14 protein-coding genes are annotated in these 18743 nt (G+C 36.0%); 10 read left to right on the top strand and 4 right to left on the bottom strand.

Going from position 1 to position 18743, the window contains the following annotated elements:
• The first annotated feature begins 53 nt into the window (after positions 1 to 53).
• The 4 genes from NK356_RS11715 (at position 54) to NK356_RS11700 (ending at position 5697) form a co-directional block, all read left to right on the top strand.
• Positions 54 to 1946, top strand: a complete 1893-nt coding sequence (locus NK356_RS11715; protein WP_253317041.1) for a DUF3857 domain-containing protein — start codon at positions 54 to 56, stop codon at positions 1944 to 1946.
• Between the two features lie 2 nt (positions 1947 to 1948).
• Positions 1949 to 3883 (top strand): transglutaminase-like domain-containing protein, encoded by a 1935-nt coding sequence (locus NK356_RS11710; RefSeq protein WP_034695991.1) that lies wholly within the window; start codon positions 1949 to 1951, stop codon positions 3881 to 3883.
• Positions 3884 to 3977: 94 nt separating this feature from the next.
• Entirely contained in the window at positions 3978 to 4802 is an 825-nt protein-coding gene (locus NK356_RS11705; protein WP_034696092.1) for an RsiV family protein, read from the top strand.
• Between the two features lie 43 nt (positions 4803 to 4845).
• Positions 4846 to 5697 carry a diacylglycerol kinase family protein gene (locus NK356_RS11700; RefSeq protein ID WP_253317063.1) on the top strand — a complete coding sequence of 284 codons (852 nt, stop codon included), beginning with the start codon at positions 4846 to 4848 and terminating at the stop codon, positions 5695 to 5697.
• Between the two features lie 198 nt (positions 5698 to 5895).
• Here the strand turns inward: NK356_RS11700 and NK356_RS11695 are convergent, their stop codons facing one another.
• Both NK356_RS11695 and ggt read right to left on the bottom strand, forming a co-directional pair.
• Entirely contained in the window at positions 5896 to 7176 is a 1281-nt protein-coding gene (locus tag NK356_RS11695; protein WP_253317040.1) for a dicarboxylate/amino acid:cation symporter, read from the bottom strand.
• Positions 7177 to 7356: 180 nt separating this feature from the next.
• Complete coding sequence (gene ggt, locus NK356_RS11690; protein WP_253317039.1) at positions 7357 to 9048, bottom strand: gamma-glutamyltransferase; 1692 nt, start codon at positions 9046 to 9048, stop codon at positions 7357 to 7359.
• A 232-nt stretch (positions 9049 to 9280) separates the two neighbouring features.
• Between ggt and NK356_RS11685 the strand changes: the two genes are divergently transcribed.
• From NK356_RS11685 to NK356_RS11675, 3 genes are all read left to right on the top strand, one after another.
• A complete protein-coding gene (locus NK356_RS11685) occupies positions 9281 to 12133 on the top strand; it encodes a TonB-dependent siderophore receptor (RefSeq protein WP_253317038.1) in 2853 nt (950 codons plus the stop codon).
• A 104-nt stretch (positions 12134 to 12237) separates the two neighbouring features.
• Positions 12238 to 13203, top strand: coding sequence for an NAD-dependent epimerase/dehydratase family protein (locus NK356_RS11680; RefSeq protein WP_253317037.1), 966 nt, complete (start codon positions 12238 to 12240; stop codon positions 13201 to 13203).
• Between the two features lie 84 nt (positions 13204 to 13287).
• Positions 13288 to 14040 (top strand): polysaccharide deacetylase, encoded by a 753-nt coding sequence (locus tag NK356_RS11675; protein WP_253317036.1) that lies wholly within the window; start codon positions 13288 to 13290, stop codon positions 14038 to 14040.
• 146 nt (positions 14041 to 14186) lie between these two features.
• Here the strand turns inward: NK356_RS11675 and NK356_RS11670 are convergent, their stop codons facing one another.
• Both NK356_RS11670 and NK356_RS11665 read right to left on the bottom strand, forming a co-directional pair.
• Positions 14187 to 15392, bottom strand: coding sequence for a metallophosphoesterase (locus tag NK356_RS11670; protein WP_253317035.1), 1206 nt, complete (start codon positions 15390 to 15392; stop codon positions 14187 to 14189).
• A 66-nt stretch (positions 15393 to 15458) separates the two neighbouring features.
• Positions 15459 to 16532 (bottom strand): 3-oxoacyl-ACP synthase III family protein, encoded by a 1074-nt coding sequence (locus NK356_RS11665; RefSeq protein ID WP_034695978.1) that lies wholly within the window; start codon positions 16530 to 16532, stop codon positions 15459 to 15461.
• Positions 16533 to 16633: 101 nt separating this feature from the next.
• Here NK356_RS11665 and NK356_RS11660 point away from each other — a divergent pair, with 101 nt between their 5' ends.
• From NK356_RS11660 to NK356_RS11650, 3 genes are read left to right on the top strand one after another with little or no spacing between them, the layout of a single operon-like run.
• Complete coding sequence (locus tag NK356_RS11660) at positions 16634 to 17203, top strand: hypothetical protein (RefSeq protein WP_034695976.1); 570 nt, start codon at positions 16634 to 16636, stop codon at positions 17201 to 17203.
• A 3-nt stretch (positions 17204 to 17206) separates the two neighbouring features.
• Entirely contained in the window at positions 17207 to 17938 is a 732-nt protein-coding gene (ubiE, locus tag NK356_RS11655) for a bifunctional demethylmenaquinone methyltransferase/2-methoxy-6-polyprenyl-1,4-benzoquinol methylase UbiE (protein ID WP_034695974.1), read from the top strand.
• Between the two features lie 3 nt (positions 17939 to 17941).
• Positions 17942 to 18724: a porin family protein gene (locus NK356_RS11650; RefSeq protein WP_034695972.1), complete on the top strand. Its 783-nt coding sequence runs from the start codon at positions 17942 to 17944 to the stop codon at positions 18722 to 18724.
• Positions 18725 to 18743 lie beyond the last annotated feature (19 nt).

Below are 18743 nucleotides of genomic sequence, written 5' to 3'. Positions count from 1 at the left end.
ATTTTTTTTAACAGTTATTAAGATTTTATTATTTTTGTACCATCTTAATAACTATGATGAAAATATTAGTCTTGGGGGCTTTATCTACCGCCTCATTATATTTCGCACAGAGCTATCCTGCCTCTGCTATTCCTGAGAATTTAAAGAAAAATGCAGATGTTGTGATTCGGAAGGATTTTACAACAATTCAGATCAATAAAATTGATGAAATAAAATATCAGAAAAATAAGGTAACTACAGTCTTAAATAAAGATGGGGATAATGAAGCCGTAGCTTATATTTCTTATGATAAATCAAAAAGTATTTCGAACATCAAAGTGACGATCTATGATGAAGCCGGGAAAAAAATTAAAAGTGTTTCAAAATCTGATTTTAAAGATGTAGCCAACAATCCTCAGGGAGTTTTTTATTCTGATAACAGAATATTGGTTTATTCATATACTCCAGTTCAATATCCCTACACTATTGATTTTTCGTATGAAGCGGAAGATGAAGATACTGTTTTTATTCCGGATTTTGTACCGTTTACTTCTCCTAAAATCTCTTTGGAGGAAGCACAGTTTAAAATCATTAATACGTCGGGAATTGAACTTAGATCTAAGATTTACCCTTCAAAATACAATTACACTTCTGTGATAGAAAGCGGTAGTGGAAATGATAAAACGTATTCATATAAAAATGTACCAGCCATTGATGATGCTTTTATGATTCCACAACCTGTTAAAATTTTACCTGCAGTCAACTTCGCACTTGCGAAATTTAATCTGGCAGGAAAGCAGGGAACTTTAAATACCTGGACAGACTTTGGAACCTGGATTTACAATGATCTTTTGGTACCTGTTTCTGCATCTACTCCTGCAATTAAAGCTGAAGTAGCTTCTTTGCAATTACAAGGATCTGTAGAAGATAAAGTAAAGAAAATTTATCAGTACATGCAGAACAAAACCCGATATATCGCTGTTTCATTAGGAATAGGAGGCTGGCAGCCCATGTTGCCGGATGAGGTTCAGAAAAAAGGGTATGGAGATTGTAAAGGGCTCACCAATTATATGAAGATTCTTTTGAATGAAGCTGGAATTCCTTCCAATTATTGTATTATCAATTCCGGTCGTTCACAGGTTTCCTTTGATCCGGAATTTCCTTCTATGGGTGGGAATCATATTATTCTGATGGTCCCAACGGAAAAAGGAAATATCTGGCTTGAAAATACTTCTCAGCAAATAGCTTTTAACCACTTAAGTTACAGTACTACGGACAGAAATGTACTTTCCGTAACATCAAAAGGAATTGAGCTGATCAATACACCGGTTTATAAAGCTGAACAGAACAAAGAAAAACAAATATTGAGAGTTAACCTTAATGAAGATAACAGCATTACGGGAACAGGAAATTTTTCCTATACAGGAAATCAGTATGATTATAATTTAAGATTTGCTAATCTTAATCCTAAGGAAAAAAATGATGCACTGAAGGGAACTTTTGATGTTTTAAACTTTGAAAAAGTTGAAATGAAAAATTTTAATAATGACAGAGATAATGCTGTTATTTCTTATGATGTGGATTTCAAAACCAATAATTTCTCTAAAAAAGCAGGAAACAGTCTTCTGTTCAGATCGGTTCCTATTTTCTCTGATTTGATCTTTAAAACAGACGAAAATCGTGAACTTCCTTTTGAAGTAAATATGTCTTACGAAGATGAATATGAAATTGCTTTTGTTCTTCCTATGGGGTATAAAGTGGATGAAACTCCGGATAATTCAAGCATTACTTCTGAATTTGGATCTTATAAACTGAGCTTCGCTACAAGTGACGGGCAAGTAAAGGTGATCAGAAAAATGCAGATTAATAAAGGATTATATCCAAAAGAAAAATACAATGATTACATCAATTTCAGAAAAAAGATTCTGAATATGGACAACTCAAAAATTTTAATAACAAAAATATAACCATGAAAAAAATTATAGTATTGCTTCTTTGCTCTGCCAATACAATATTGGTCAATGCTCAGAAGAAATATGAATTTCTGAATCCTCCTAAATTTAATGACGCAGACCTATCTAAAGCAAAATCATTATTAGATGAAAATGCTCCTGCTGAAATTTTATATAAGTCTGCTTATTTTATGGTAGATGCTAATACAGGGAATCTGCACAAAAGATATTTTTACAGAGTTAAGATTTATAATAAAGATAAAGCTGAAGACTGGTTGAATCTTGAAATTCCTATTTATAATGTTGGAACCAACAGAGAATCGCTGGGGAAGTTCAAAGCTTTTACCTACAATCTTGAAAATGGAACTACGGTTCCCGTAAAAGTGGAGAAAAGTTCTCAATATAAAAGCAAAGAGAATAAATATGTTACTTTAACGAAATTTGCTTTTCCAAGCGTGAAAAACGGATCGGTAATAGAATATCAGTATGAAATTATATCTCCGTTCCGATTTATAATTCCAGAGGTATTGATAGAATCCGATACTCCTTCACTGAATACAGAATATGTCTTTGATACGCCCATCAATATGTCTTATAATGTAAACTATACGGGAGGAATCAGCCCTAAGTATAGAGAAATGGAAGAAAGATATCTGTATGGTGCTCAATATAAAACCTTTAGATTTGCTTATGAAAACTTGAATGGTTTTAAAACCGAGAAATTTGTAAGAAATGATAGAAATTTCAGAACAAAAATCAGTGCGGAGCTAAATTCTACGAATTTCGGTGAGCTTAAACTGTATTCATCTTCATGGGATCAGATTTCGAAGAGACTTTATGAAAGTGAAGATTTTGGAGGTGAGCTGAAAAGAACAAAACTGGCAAAAGAAAATATGCCGGCAGGAGTTTCGGAAATGAAAACTGATCTTGAAAAAGCAAATGCTATTTTTTCATACGTTCAAAAGACTTTTACCTGGAATAAAGACAAAGGGATTTACACAGAAGATGGTATCAAAAAGCTTTTGGAAACTAAAACGGGGAACGCCGCAGAAATCAATCTTTTTCTGGTTATGATGCTTCGTGAAGCTGGTCTTAAAGCCGACCCGCTGGTTATTTCTACAGTAGAAAACGGGCTGATTAATTTGGTATCTCCCAATATATCCAATATGAACTTCGTGTTGAGTGCCATCAATATAGATAATCAGCTGCATATTTATGATGCTACCTCTAAACAGTCTTCGCTGGATGAAATTCCTCTTAAAAACTGGAATCAGTTAGGGATTTTGGTGACCAAAGATAAAGCTCTGCAGATTCAAATGACCAATTTGAAATCCAGTAATACTTATCTTACTGCAAATGCCAAGATCAATGATGACGGAAGTATTTCCGGAACCTATTCAGATAAAGATACAGGTGCATACGCAATGTATGCTAAAGACAACTACGATGATAATGCAGAAAAATACAAAAAACAGTATAAGGAGAACTTTTCAATGGACTTCACAGATATCAATTCAAAAGTGTTGGAAAATGGAGACTTTGAAAGCAGTATGAAATTCTCTTCATCCAACCTTATTGACAGAGTAGGGAAGAAAATGATTATTAATCCGATGTTGTTTTTAAGTAAAAGCTCTAATGAATTTGATCAAACCGAAGTAAGAAAATATCCTATCGATTTTGGATCGCCTATAACCAAAACCAAAAAGGTCACTCTTGAAATCCCGGAAGGGTATGTGATTGAGGAAATGCCTAAAGAAAAAAGAATTGTTACCGAAGATAAAGAGATAGCTTATACTTATTCTGTAGAACAAAAAGGAAATTTATTGGTGGTGACTACGACTACAAAAATTGGTAGTTCAGATTATCCGAAAGAATATTACCCTGCATTCAAACAAATCTGGGGTGTTGCTTCGAAATTTGAAAATCAGGTAATCAGTCTTGTAAAAAAGTAATAGTTAACAGGATTTAAATAAAAAAAATATTTTTTTTCAAAAACCATTCATCTTTTGAATGGTTTTTGTATTTGATACCCAAAAAATTAGAATTATGAAAAATACGATTGCTGTTATAGCATTATCTTCTTTCTTAGCAGTGACTGCCTGTAAAAAAAATGAAACGGCAGGATCAGTAGAAAAAACAGAAAACAAAGCCGCTGAAGAATTTGTAGTAGACTCTGTGAAAGTCAATGACTCTACAAAAATTACAGACTCTTTAAAAGTGAGCTTTACTTCAAAGCTCTTGGTTTTCCCTACTTTAAAAGATAAAAAACTGTTAGACAGCATCTATTTCCAGAATGAAAAGATTAAAGATTTTTCCAAAGCCGGTCTTCAGGCTTATCTGGATAATGAAAAAAACAGTTATTTCAATTCTGTAAAAAATGATAATAAAGACTGGGTTTCAGATGTCACTTATGCTCAAAACTGGTATTCAAGCTCGCATATGAATCTTATTTCTAATACCAACGGTTATATGCATATTCAATATTTGGGAAGCGGATATGAAGGAGGAGCACATGATAACTACGGATTTTCTGAAAGGGTTTTTGATCTTAAAAACAACAAAAAATTAGAATTGAAAGACATTACTTCAATGCCTAAAAATAAAATTGAAGCCATTCTGATGAAAAATATTGATAAAATAAATAGTGGAACAATGGATGGAGACGGAGAAGTAAAAAATTCAGAAATGCTTTTAGTTGATAAAATTCCGGCATCTGATAACTTTTATTTTGATGATAAAAACCTGTATTTTCACTACAGTCCCTATGAAATTGCCGCTTTTGCAGCCGGAGATATTACAATTCCTGTTTCATGGGAAGACCTGAAAGGAACTTTAAATGCTGAATTTAAAGAAAGAATGAAAATTAAGTAAATTAATGCTTCCAGTTCAGGAAGCATTTTTTAATTTTGCGGTAATGGAAAAAGTAGCTTTTATTATCAACCCTTTTTCGGCCAAAAAAAACTATCAGCCGTTTTTGAATGAACTTAAAACAAAGGTAAACAACCCGTTGTATTATGTATCAGAATCTATTCCCGGAACAGATGAGTTTATTCAGGCTCATTTTGAAGAAGTGGATATTTTTGTGGCCATTGGAGGAGATGGAACCATTTCTACAGTAGCCAAAAATCTTATTTATACAGATAAAATTCTGGCAATTTTTCCGGCAGGTTCAGGAAATGGGTTTTCCAATGAAACACAATTCAGTAAAAATCTTGATGAACTTTTAGAAAAAATTAAAATCAAAAATTCCAGAAAGATTGATACTTTTACGGTAAATGACAGGCTTTCCATCAATGTTTCGGGAACGGGATTTGACGGTAAAGTCGTTAAAGAATTTGAAAAAACAAGCCGTGGATTCAAAAACTATATCAAAGTTTCCCTGAAAACCTTTTTCAATTACAAGCCCATCAAGGTGAAATTTTTTGATGAAGAATATCAACAGTACAATGGAAGGTATCTGATGATGAACATCGCCAATACCCGCCAGTTTGGGAACAACGCCTATATTGCACCGAAAGCCAGTAAAAGTGACGGGCTGGTTGACATGGTTTTGGTGAAAAAGTTTCCTTTGACCTATTCTGCGCTGTTTGCTTTCAGAATGTTTACCAAAAGACTGAAAGATGATGAATATGTAACCTATCTTCCGGTCTCTGAAATATCATTTAAAGTCAATACCAAAAACTGGCATCTGGACGGTGAATTCAATAAGATCAAATCACCGATTCATGTTAAAGTACAGCCAGCGAGTTTGAGTATTTTGGTTTAGATTCTAGGGTACGGGTTTCGAGTTTACGAGTTGCTGGTTGTTTGGTTGCGAGTTGTTTTGGTTGCGAGTTGCGGGTTTCTTTTATTTCGAGGTTACTAGTTGCTGGTTACAACTTTAAACCTTGAACCTTGAACCTTGAACCTTGAACCTTGAATTCCCCCTAATCCCTGCAACCTAAAACCTGTCATCTACCACCTGCTACACTTCCAGTTTCTTTTCTACTTCAGCCGGATGATCCAGGCAGTATTGAAGTTGCTTCTTATCAAGCTGCTTTTCCCAGTTGGCAACTACTACGGTAGCTACAGAATTCCCAATTACGTTGGTTAAAGCTCTGCATTCGCTCATGAACTTATCAATTCCAAGAATTAAAGTCATTCCTGCAATCGGAATTTCAGGAACTACGGCCAATGTTGCTGCAAGGGTAACAAATCCGGCACCTGTAACACCAGCTGCACCTTTTGAACTTAGCATAGCCACCAAAAGAAGCATCAGTTGTTTTTCGATAGGAAGATGAATATTTAAGGCCTGCGCAATAAAAAGAGAGGCCAGGGTCATATAAATATTCGTTCCGTCAAGATTGAAAGAATATCCGGTGGGAACCACAAGACCTACAATGGCGCGTGAACAGCCTGCTTTTTCAAGTTTTTCCATAATTCCAGGAAGGGCAGACTCTGAAGAGCTTGTACCCAAAACGAGAAGTAGCTCTTCTTTAAGATAGAAAAGAAGTTTGAAAATATTAAATCCATTATACCACGCTACTGCTCCTAATACCAGAACGACAAAAAGGATAGACGTAATATAGAATGTACCTACCAGAAATATAAGATTCAGAACAGAATGAAGTCCATATTTACCGATCGTAAAAGCCATTGCTCCGAAAGCACCTATCGGGGCCAGCTTCATCAACATGTGAACAATTTTAAATACCGGAGTTGATAAATCCTGTAGGAAATCAGTTACTTTCTGGCTCTTTTCTTTTGTTAAAACTAAAGCAACTCCCATTAAAATTGCTACCAAAAGTACCTGAAGAATATTTTCACCCACCAACGGACTGAATAATGTCTCCGGAATAATATTCATAATGAAGCCCGTAAGTGTTGATTCATGAGCTTTTGCCTGATATTGCGAAACATCACCCGAAAGAGTAGAAGGATCAATATTTAAACCATGTCCTGGCTGTAGAATATTTCCTACTAATAATCCGATGATAAGAGCCAGAGTTGAAAAGGTGAAAAAATAGATCATTGCTTTGATTGCAATTCTGCCTACTTTTTTCAAATCGGTCATATGGGCGATTCCTAGCGTAAGCGTAATAAAAATTACCGGAGCGATAATCATTTTTACCAATTTGATGAATCCATCTCCCAAAGGTTTCATCTTTTCTCCTAATTCAGGATAAAATTTTCCTAGAAGAATACCTGCAATGATGGCGATAATCACTTGGAAATAAAGCTGATTGTGTATTTTTTTTGCTTTCAAAGAACAGTCGTTTTGTTTTTTTAAGGGCGAAAATTAAGAAAATTTATCTAAAAACATGATAAAAGTCATTGAAAATAATCTCTTGTGCCAGCTTTATGGATAAAAAACTCCGGCTTCATTCAAAAAGGCTTTTGCCTTTTTACGAATGAAGCCGGAGCTGTATTTTATTTTTTGAAGATACTATTGTTCCACTGCAACAGAGTCATCTCCGCGGCCGTCTGCTACTGCATGGATGCTTCCGTTTTCATCAAGAACAATCATTTCTGTTTTACCAATATATTTTGTCTTTTCAATGATGTAATTCTTGCTTTTCAGTTCAGAAATAGTGCTTTCCGGGAAATTATTTTCCACGGTGATGGTTTCAGGCAGCCACTGATGATGGAATTTCGGGGCATTCACCGCAATATTGGCATTCAGTTTAAAATCCACTACATTCACGATAGACTGATACACTGAAGTCGGAATTGTAGTTCCTCCTGGAGTTCCCACGACCATATAAGGCTTTCCGTTTTTAAGAATAATGGTTGGGGTCATAGAAGAGAGCATTCTCTTGTTAGGCTGAATGGAATTAGCTTCTCCGCCTACTGCTCCAAACATATTCGGTACACCTGGTTTGATAGAGAAATCATCCATTTCATTATTTAAAAAGAATCCGGCTCCTGAAACAAGGACTTTACTTCCATAGTATCCATTAAGTGTGGTGGTTACAGAAGCTGCATTTCCATCTTTATCCAATACGGAAATATGAGTAGTCTGCATAGATTCTTTAGGCTGTTCTATGATTTTACCTACTTCTGCACTTGGAGTAGCCTTGTCAAAACTGAAACTTTTCCATCTTCCTTTCAGGTATTCATCCGAGATCAGATAAGAGGTTTTGTCCTGAATAAAATCCGGATCGCCCATATATTCTGCTCTGTCGGCGTAAGCTCTTCTTTCTGCTTCAGTCATGATCTGAACTGCTTTTGTAGAGTTTTGCTGATACTTTTCAAGGTTTTCAAAACTTGCCATTCTTAGCATTTGAGCCAGAAGAACTCCACCGCTTGAAGGCAGAGGCATGGTAACAACATTGCTTCCTTTATAGTCGAATTCCAGAGCTTTTCTTTCGGCAACTTTATAATTTTTAAGATCTTCCAGAGTGATGATTCCGTTTCCTCTTTTCATTTCAGCAACCAGAAGATCAGCTGTTTTTCCTTCATAAAAACCTTTAGCGCCTTGTTTTTGAATCAGTTTCAATGTCTCAGCTAAGTCTTTTTGGATCAACAGATCTCCGGCTTTCCACGGAGTACCTTTTACAAAAATGATCGAAGATTTATTATGCTTCTGGAATTTTTCTCTTTGATTATTCAGCATTTCCGCTTCTTTATCCGTAATGGCAAATCCTTTTTCGGCAAGGTCAATAGCGGGCTGGATGATTTTTTCCATAGGCAGTTTACAGTATTTCAGCGTAGCAAAGAATCCTGCTACACTTCCCGGAATACCTACGGCCAGTCTTCCGTTCTGGGAAAGATCAGTATCTGCTTTTCCTTTTTTATCAATGTACATATCTCTGGAGGCTTTTTTAGGAGCGGTTTCTCTATAATCCAGAGTGAATTTTTCACCGTTATTTTTTACGCCAACCAAAAATCCACCTCCTCCGATATTTCCAGCCTGAGGATAAACTACAGCAAGTGCGTATTGTGTTGCGGTAACAGCGTCATAGGCATTTCCGCCCATTTTTAAGATCTTAGCGCCCGCTTCACTGGCTAATGGGTGTGCAGAGACTACAACACCTTTATTCTTTACCTGTACTTCCTTGATAATATTGATATCTGTGAACTGAGCCCAGCTGAGTTGAGCTGCCAACAGCATCGAAGCAATTAAAATCTTCTTCATGTGATTGTTTTTTCTTACAACAAAATTATTGATTTTTTTGTGTAAATGGCTTTTTTAGTAAGTATGTGAAAATAATCCTTTGATTTTTATAGTTATCAATATATTTTAAATTTATTTATTGATAATTATTAATTTATTCAATAGTATTGAATAATGTTTAATCTATTTCAATTTTTAATGAACTTTAATTTATTTTTTATCATTTTAATTGATACATTTGAAAAAAAAACACATGAAAAAAAATTATCAGAAAATTATATTTTTGGGTACATTATTCTTTCTATCCGCTAATCTAAATGCGCAAACGAAAGATTCTGTACAAGTAAAAACAGTAGATGAAGTTAAGATTACTGTAGGGTCAAGAAATAAAAGCCGTGTGGCAACTGATACACCTGTTCCCGTAGATGTTATCAATATTGGATCACAATCTGTATTAACTCCGCAAACCGATCTGAATCAGATTTTAAACTATGCTGCACCATCTTTTACCTCCAATTCAACAACTGTAGCAGATGGTACGGATCATGTTGATCCTGCTCAGCTGAGAGGGTTGGGACCCGATCAGGTACTTGTCTTACTTAATGGAAAAAGAAGGCATACTTCATCACTGGTTAATATTAACGGTTCTCCTGGTAGAGGATCTGTAGGAACGGATCTGAATGCTATTCCGGCTTTTGCTATTGAAAGACTGGAAGTATTGAGGGATGGGGCTTCAGCTCAGTATGGTTCAGATGCCATTGCCGGGGTTATTAATGTGATCATGAAAAAAAATACGAATGCATTCACCGCTGCAATTACAGGAGGAGGATTTAATTCGAAGGGAGCTAATGATCATACCGGAGGATGGGACGGAGCGAAGTATCAGCTTGATCTTAATTACGGAACTAAAATTGGCAATAATGGATTTATCAATTTTACAGCAAGTTTGCTGAACAGGGATGACACCAGAAGAGCCAAGTCAGCAACAGGCGATATTTTTAATGGTTATAATGCTATTGAGCAAAGGGCGTTAGAAAAAGGAGTTAATATTTCCGCTCTTTTTGGGAATATCAATAATACTTCCAATACACAGCAAATCATAGATTATATACATCAGTATGCTCCAAATGTAAATTATTTTACTGCGGCACAACAGGCTAATATTCAGTCGGCTAATACAATTGTAGCCTTGCAGGATCTTCTGAAGGGAGATGTTACTGAAAATGAACTTGCTTACAGAGGGTTAACAAGAGATGACTTTAATATGCGGGTGGGACAATCCAGGTTAGGATCCGGTCAGTTTTTTATGAACTCTGAATTTGATCTGTCTTCAACAATCCGGGGATATGCTTTTGGAGGAATTTCCTATAGAGCTGGAAATGCAGCAGGTTTTTACAGAAGACCTAATCAAAGCAGAACTTCTACCTCTATATATCCTAATGGTTTTCTTCCGGAAATAGCTTCGGATGTTATAGATCTTTCGTTTGCTGCGGGATTTAAAGGAAAGTTGGGAAATATTAATTATGATATCAGCAATACTTTTGGAAGAAATACTTTTGACTATACGATAAAAAATACAGCCAATGCCTCCATGCGATATCCAAATAAAAGAGAATTTGATGCAGGCGGTTTAGGATTTTCTCAAAATACCATCAATGCAGATTTTGATACAAAGATTGACTGGTTAAAAGGCTTTAATGTTGCTTTTGGGGGAGAGATGAGATTCGAAAAGTATAAGATAGAAAATGGAGAGGAAGCTTCATGGGCTCTTTATGATATTAATGGAAATATTCAGACTCCCACAACAGCTGCTGCTCTAAAGCCTACTGACTTCTTTGGAGGTACCAGACCCGGAGGGTCTCAGGTATTTCCAGGTTTTCGCCCTGAGAATGCTCTAAATAATGGAAGGCATTCTGTTGCTGCTTATGTGGATACGGAATTGGATGTAACTGACAGATGGCTAATGAGTGCTGCACTTAGATTCGAAAACTACTCAGATTTTGGATCTACATTCAATTATAAATTAGCTACAAGATATAAACTTACTGATCAGATCAATATCAGAGCAGCACATTCTACAGGATTCAGAGCTCCTTCTTTGCAGCAGATCTATTTCAATGCTACTGCCACACAGTTTGTTGGAGGAGTGCCATATGAGGTGGGAACTTTTTCAAATGATTCTGATGCAGCCAGATATTTAGGAATCCCACAATTGAAGCAGGAAGAATCAACGAGTTATTCTGCCGGTTTTACGGCTAAGATCCCTCAGATGAATCTAACGTTTACAGTAGATGGCTATTATATTAAAATTAAAAACAGAGTGGTTTTAACGGATCAGTTTTCGAGACCATCAGGAACTTATCCGGCGGAAAGTGACCTTGGTAGGTTACAGGCTGCCTTTGATAAGGCCAATGCGAATGCAGCTACATTTTTTGCTAATGCAATTGATACCCAGACCAAAGGTATTGAAGGCGTGATTTCGCATAAAGCAAAGTTTTCTGAAAGATATTCTCTGAACTCAGACTTGGCAATTACTGTTTCAAAGACTAACAGGGTAGGAGATATTCATGGTTCTGATGTTTTAATCAAAGCCGGCCAGGTAAACAGGTATTATTCTGAATCCAGCCGTGTTTATCTTGAAGAAGCTATACCAAGATTTAAAGCTTCACTGAATAATGCTTTAGAGATGGATAAATTCAGCGTATTGTTGAGGAATGTTTATTTTGGAAAAGTTACAGATCCCAATACAATGGATGCTAACGGGGACGGAATTGTAAGTGGAGAAATTATTAATGGGCAGGCTGTGGCTACTGAACATCCGGTTTGGGGAGGAAAAGTGATTACAGACTTATCTGTAGGGTATAAATTTACCAAAAACCTTAAACTGACATTAGGAGCCAATAATTTATTTGATATTTATCCCGATAAAAACTATGGTCCGACAGCTGTGAAAACACCTTCTTTGGATGCTTCCGGTAACCTTGTGTATGTTAATACTTCTACTATTGATCTTTCTAATCAGAATCAGTTTGTGTACTCCCGAAATGTTTCTCAGTTCGGAATGAACGGAAGGTTTCTTTTTGCCAGGATAAATCTTAATTTTTAATCAATATTTTTCTTAGGATTATAAAAGGTACGCGAAAGTGTACCTTTTTTATTCTGGTTGACATGTTTTTTTTACTTTTGTACAATTCTAAAAAAATCTGAAAAATGGAATCCTATACGGAAAGAATACTGATTACAGGTGCCTTGGGACAAATTGGTACCGAATTGACGAACAGACTTGTTGAAATTCACGGAGCGGAAAACGTTGTTGCTTCAGGATTGGACAGATGGCAGGAAGGAATTACTTCTGCCGGACACTATGAAAGAATGGATGTTACCAACACTCAATTGGTAAGACAGGTGATTCATGATTATGAGATCACGACAGTGTATCACCTTGCTTCACTTTTATCCGGAACTTCGGAAAAGCAGCCTGTTTTTGCGTGGAAACTAAATCTTGAACCACTACTTCATTTTTGTGAAATGGCGAAAGAAGGGCTTCTTAAAAAGATCTTCTGGCCAAGTTCTATCGCGGTATTTGGAAAAGGAATTCCAAAGCATGAGGTGGGACAGGATGTAGTGCTGAACCCAACAACTGTTTACGGGATCTCTAAAATGGCAGGGGAGAAGTGGTGCGAATATTATTTCGACAAATATGGTGTGGATGTAAGAAGTATCAGATATCCTGGATTGATCTCATGGAAAACTCCTGCAGGAGGTGGAACTACCGACTATGCTGTTGAGATTTTCTATAAAGCTATTGAAGATGGAAAGTATACAAGTTTCATTTCCGAGAATACAGGAATGCCGATGTTGTATATGGATGATGCCATCAATGCAACCTTAAAATTAATGGATGCTCCAAAAGAAAGTTTGACGGTTCGTTCTTCTTATAATTTGGGTGGAATGTCATTTACTCCAAAAGAATTGGCTGAAGAAATTAAGAAAGAAATTCCGGATTTTGCAATTGATTATAACCCGGATTTCAGACAGGCAATTGCAGATTCATGGCCGGCTTCCATTGATGATTCCGTAGCGAAAAAAGACTGGGGTCTGACGTATGATTTCGGAATTTCTGAAATGACAAAAGATATGATTAAGAATCTGAAAGTAAAATTGGGTAAAGATTAATAATATAAAGTAATACTTTAATTACTTTTATTTTTAACATCTGATTTTTAATATTTTATAGAATCTATATAAACTTTAATTTAAATGGTATTATTGACTTTTAACATCACTTGTATTGAGGCTGAAGTAAAAAACGGCTCTCAAATTACTGCTGATGAGCGATTGAAAATTACAGAAGATAATACCAAAGCGATTCTTAGAATTTTAGATATTCATGATATCAAATCAAGTTTTTTTGTAGAGGTTTCTCTTACCGAAAAACTTCAGAATTTAATAAAAGCAATTTCATCCAAAGGGCATGAAATTGCTTTTTATAATAAAGGGTCAAATCCTGAAGAAATTGAAAATGCCAAGAAGAATATTCAGGAACTTCTGGAAAAACAGATCAGAGGAATTCGTCAGAAAGATGTAAAAGTTTCTCAGGAAACTTTGAAGATGATGGAATTTAATTACGTCTCAAATATCGATAATGCTAATATTCTTTTTCCCTTCAAAAGACTTAAAAGAGATACTGTAATTACCGAAGAAGACGGACTGAGTATTGTTCCGGAAAGTATCTCTCCATACAGTCAGCTGCCTTATAATGATTTTGTATTTCAGATCCTGCCGATGAAGTATTATCAGAATATGGTTCTGGAAACTTTGCAGAATGAAGAGTTTGTGCTGATTTATCTGAATACATGGCAGTTTACAGATTTCAAGAAATACCGTTTTGATATTCCTTTTTACCGAAGCTTATTTTCGGGCAAAAAAATGGAGGACAAATTAGATGCCCTCCTTACTTTTCTCAATGACAGGGAAATGGCTACTTCCCGCATGAAAGATTATATTTTTTAGGTGATAGGTGTTAGGTAGCAGGGTTTTTGAGTTTGAGAGTTTGAGAGTGAGAGTGTTTAATGCGGTAGGTAATCAGGAACAAAAACAACCAAACATTCGCAAATAATAACTCGCACCCCGAATCTCGCATCCCGAAACCCGCACTTCTAGCTCAGTTCAAAAAGTGTAATCTCCGGCAGTACACCCACTCTTCCCGGATATCCCAATACTCCAAATCCTCTGTTTACATATAATAGTTTTCCTTCACTTTCGTATAAATCGGCCCATTTTGGATATTTGTATTGTACGGGTGACCATTTTACATTTTTAAGGTCTAAACCAAACTGCATTCCATGGGTGTGACCTGAAAGGGTCAGATGGATGTTTGATGGGTGTTTTTTAACCACATAATCAAAGTGGGTTGGGTCGTGGCTCATCAGAATCTTCGTAGCGGATTCAGGCACTCCTTTTAAAGCATCATCTATTTTTCCGAATTGAGGAAATGGTTTCAATCCCCAGTTTTCAACTCCCAGAATGTATAGTTTTTCTCCGTTTTTTTCAATAACTCTGTGTTCGTTTCTCAACATATCGAAACCAGCCTGTTTTTCATAACCAATTAAGGTGTCAAGGTTTTCTTTTTTGGCGGCAGGTGATTCCCAGGTTACGTAATCTCCGTAATCATGGTTTCCTAGCACAGCTAATTTTCCGTCTTTGGCCTTGATCTTTGAAAACAAGGGGATGAAAGGTTTGAACTCGTCCGCAACGTTGTTCACCATATCTCCGGTAAATAATACCAGATCAGGCTTCTGCTCGTTGATCAGATCAATCGCGTGCTGTAATTTACTCGGATCTGAGAAGCTTCCACTGTGAACGTCAGAGATCTGGATGATTTTATATCCTTTAAAGCTTTTCGGAAGGTTAGCAAAATTTACCCTTACTCTCCTTACTTTATGTCTGTACTTTCCAAACGTAATTCCGTCAATAAAAAGAGCAGAAAGAACGCCACTCATTCCCAATCCAACCAGACTCAGGAACTTCCTTCTTTCCGGGAAGAAATTCTCAGAAGGTTTGGCAAAACCTATCAGGTAGCCTCCGGTTCTGATGATATCATCAATTAATAAAAAGAGAACCACGAATATTTTGGGAAGAATGAAGATTAAAAATAAGGAAATCATGATCTGGGCTCTTACCATGCTTCTGTCTGATCTCTGATAATGAGTGACTTCGTAAGCGAAAATCCCGTACACAACCAAAGAAATTACCCAATATCCGATTCTGATCCAGAAATTATCGGTAAGTGTTCTGATGGCCTGATAAATGTACACTTCCAAAAAAAGGAAGATTCCGGCGATGATTAAAAAATTCTTTTGCATGTCTGATCAAAAAAAAGCACAAAGAATAAACTTCCCTGTGCTTTTATATTTTTAATGGTTTAAATATTACTTTTTAGGAAATCTATAAACGATAGCATTGATGTTCATTCCGGCACCTACCGAAGTCATCACAATGTTACCATTATCTTTAAACGATTGACCCTCCATTTTTCCTTTAATTATAATGTCATACATAGTAGGAATTGTGGCTACGGAAGTATTTCCAAGGTCCTGAATCGTCATTGGAGAGATTGCATGATCGTATTCTTTTACATCATAAAGCCTGTGAAGTCTCTCAATCATTGCATAATCCATTTTAGCGTTTGCCTGGTGAATTAAGATTTTATCTATATCTTCAATAGAAAGATTTGCATCAGTAATGGTATCTTTAATCGCAACCGGTACGTTTTTAAGAGCGTATTCGTAGATCTTTCTTCCTAACATTCTTACATAAAGACGTTTTTGATCTGCTTCTTTATTGATGGAAGGTTGGTTTTCAAGGTAGTTTAATTCCGGTCCGTTGTCACAAATCGTGTTGTGAGCAATAATTCCTACATTTTCTTCGTCAGTTGCTTTTACTACTACAGCTCCGGCACCATCAGCGAAGATCATTCTGTTTCTGTCATATGGATCAGTTACTCTGCTTAAAGTCTCTCCTCCAATAACAAGGATTGTTTTAGCTACTTTAGCTTTGATAAGATTATCAGCCAAAATCATAGCTTCAACCCATCCCGGGCATCCGAAAACCATATCATATGTTACGCATTTTCTGTTTTTTATTCCCAGTTTATTCTTTACTCTCGCTGCCATTGTCGGCATAAAATCAGCGTATCCGTTTTCAGTAACTTCCCCGAAATTGCTTGCGTAGATGATATAATCCAATTCTTCGCCGTCTACTTTTGCATCCTCAAGGGCAATTTTTGCAGCTTCATAACCGATTTGAGAGTTGGAAAGATCATCCTCAATGAATCTCCTGTTTTCGATTTCTGTAATCTCTACAAATTTCGCAATGGTCTCTTCCACAGGCTTTTCAATCTTTACTCCGTCTTCAGTATAGAACTCGGAATTCATGAAGTAATCTCTACCAATAACTCTGTTCGGAATATAAGATCCAGAGCCAATAATGATCGTATTCGGCATTCGTTTATATGATTTTTTTAAAGATGCAAAGTTAATAATTAATATTAATAACGGAGAATTAAAAATATTATTAAATTTGCAAAAATTGTACTTTACAATCTATGAAAAACAACTCGTCCTTAAAAGGCTTACTTATTGCAGCTGTGGCGTTTATCGTTGCCTTTGGGATCTACTTCCTTTTTTTAGCCAAGAAGAATTATTATGTGGTAGATAATCCTACCCCGAATACGTATTACTTTAAGATCAATAACGGATCTGAAGGAATTATTTCAGCGGGGCAGTATGTGCATGTGGATTTGAATAAAGGGAAAAACTCTATTCAGGTTTTTGATCAGAACAAAAAAATGCTTTATGATTCAGCATTTGAAGTGAATAAACTTCGTGGTCTGATTAATATTACACACCAGGATTACTATGTAAACGATCAGTATTACGGATACAATCTTAAGAAAGATTCGTTACTGGCCAACCTTGATAAAACTGTTATTGACGGAAAGGATTATTACGGAGGAGCAAGACGCTTCAATAAGCTTTACACAGAAGATTTTTATTACAATGTAGATGAAGACTATGACAAAGTGATCAAAAATATCCAGAAAGTGGAATCAAGATCCAAAATCTTCAGAAAGCAGGATTACCTAAATTATTACAAAGAATATTACAAGTTTTAAGTTTTGACAAAAGATATCACCAAAGTTACTCCCTACAATTCAGAGGCTACAAAAAAGAGCCAGGTAGAGGATATGTTCGACAACATTGCACCGAAGTACGACCTTCTGAACCGTGTTTTATCCATGAAAATTGACATTTTGTGGAGAAATAAACTGGTAAAATGGATGAAAAATGATAATCCGCAGGAAGTGCTGGATGTGGCTACAGGAACGGGAGATCTGGCAATTACGATTGAAAAAGGAACCGGTTCTAAAGTAGTTGGATTAGATTTATCACAACAAATGCTGAATGTTGGCGTTATTAAAATAAAAAAACTTAAATTAGACGGCAAAATTTCCATGCAAAAAGGAGATGCAGAAAATTTACCTTTCGAGGACAATAGATTTGATGCTGTTTCCGTTGCATTTGGAGTAAGGAATTTTGAAAACCTTACCAAAGGTTTGGCAGAGTTAAGAAGAGTAGTTAAAGATAACAAAAGTGTTTATATACTGGAGTTTTCAAAGGTTGAGGGTTTCATGGGACCATTTTATATGTTTTATTTCAAAAATATATTACCTGCCATCGGCAGATTGGTTTCTAAGGATAATAGGGCGTATACATACCTTCCGGATTCTGTAAATGCTTTTCCTTTCGGGGAGAAGATGAAGCAAATTCTTTTAGATACGGGATTTAAGAAAGTTGAATATAAAAAATTAAGTTTAGGTATAGCCACAATTTATAAAGCAACAAAGTAACCTATGAATAAATTTCTATTAAAAGCACTGGTTTTAACCTCAGTAAATGTTGCCGTTTTTGCAAACGCGCAATTCAGAACCCGAAACAGAATGGACAAGTTGGAAGATTTCGACGAACAGAAATTCAGTTGGGGGTTTTATTTGAACGGGAACAGACTGGATTACCGCATTGTTTTGCATCCGAAATATGGGATGAATGATAATGAAAACCTTGTTACCTCTAAGGAAAGTTATAGTTTCGGTGCCGGGCTTATTGCAAAATGGAGACTGAATGACTATCTTGATGTAAGAGTAGAACCAGGGTTACAGTTTGCACAAAGACAGTTGACTTTTAATACTCAATCCAATGACATTTATGCGGGTGGATCTTTAACCAATCCTCCTTTTATGCCATTCCCTTTACAGGAAAAGGATAAAGTAAGAGAAATTAAATCTACTTTGATTGATATTCCGGTACTTCTGGAACTTCACGGTCAAAGATGGTACAATTCAAGGCCTTACGTTGCTGCAGGGGTGAACTATGTTGTAAACCTTCAGTCTAACTCAAGTTCTACAGATGACAACATGCAGGGAATCTACAGATCTACAACGCACAACTTTGCATGGTCTGCAGAAATGGGAATTCAGTTTTATTTCAACAAGTTTAAACTGACTCCTGCCGTAAGAGGAACATTCTTCATGAACAATGAAAAAGTGGCAGATAACGCTACTACACCTCCTTACTGGTCATCTGCGATCTCTACATTGCAGACTAGAGCGGTAATGTTCGTTCTGAAATTTGAATAAAAAATATTGTATTAAAAAA

It is taken from the genome of Chryseobacterium sp. S0630, assembly GCF_024158915.1.
Lineage (GTDB): Bacteria > Bacteroidota > Bacteroidia > Flavobacteriales > Weeksellaceae > Chryseobacterium.
The sequence above is the reverse complement of the archived record's forward strand: the minus strand, read 5'-3'. Positions and strand labels throughout refer to the sequence as shown.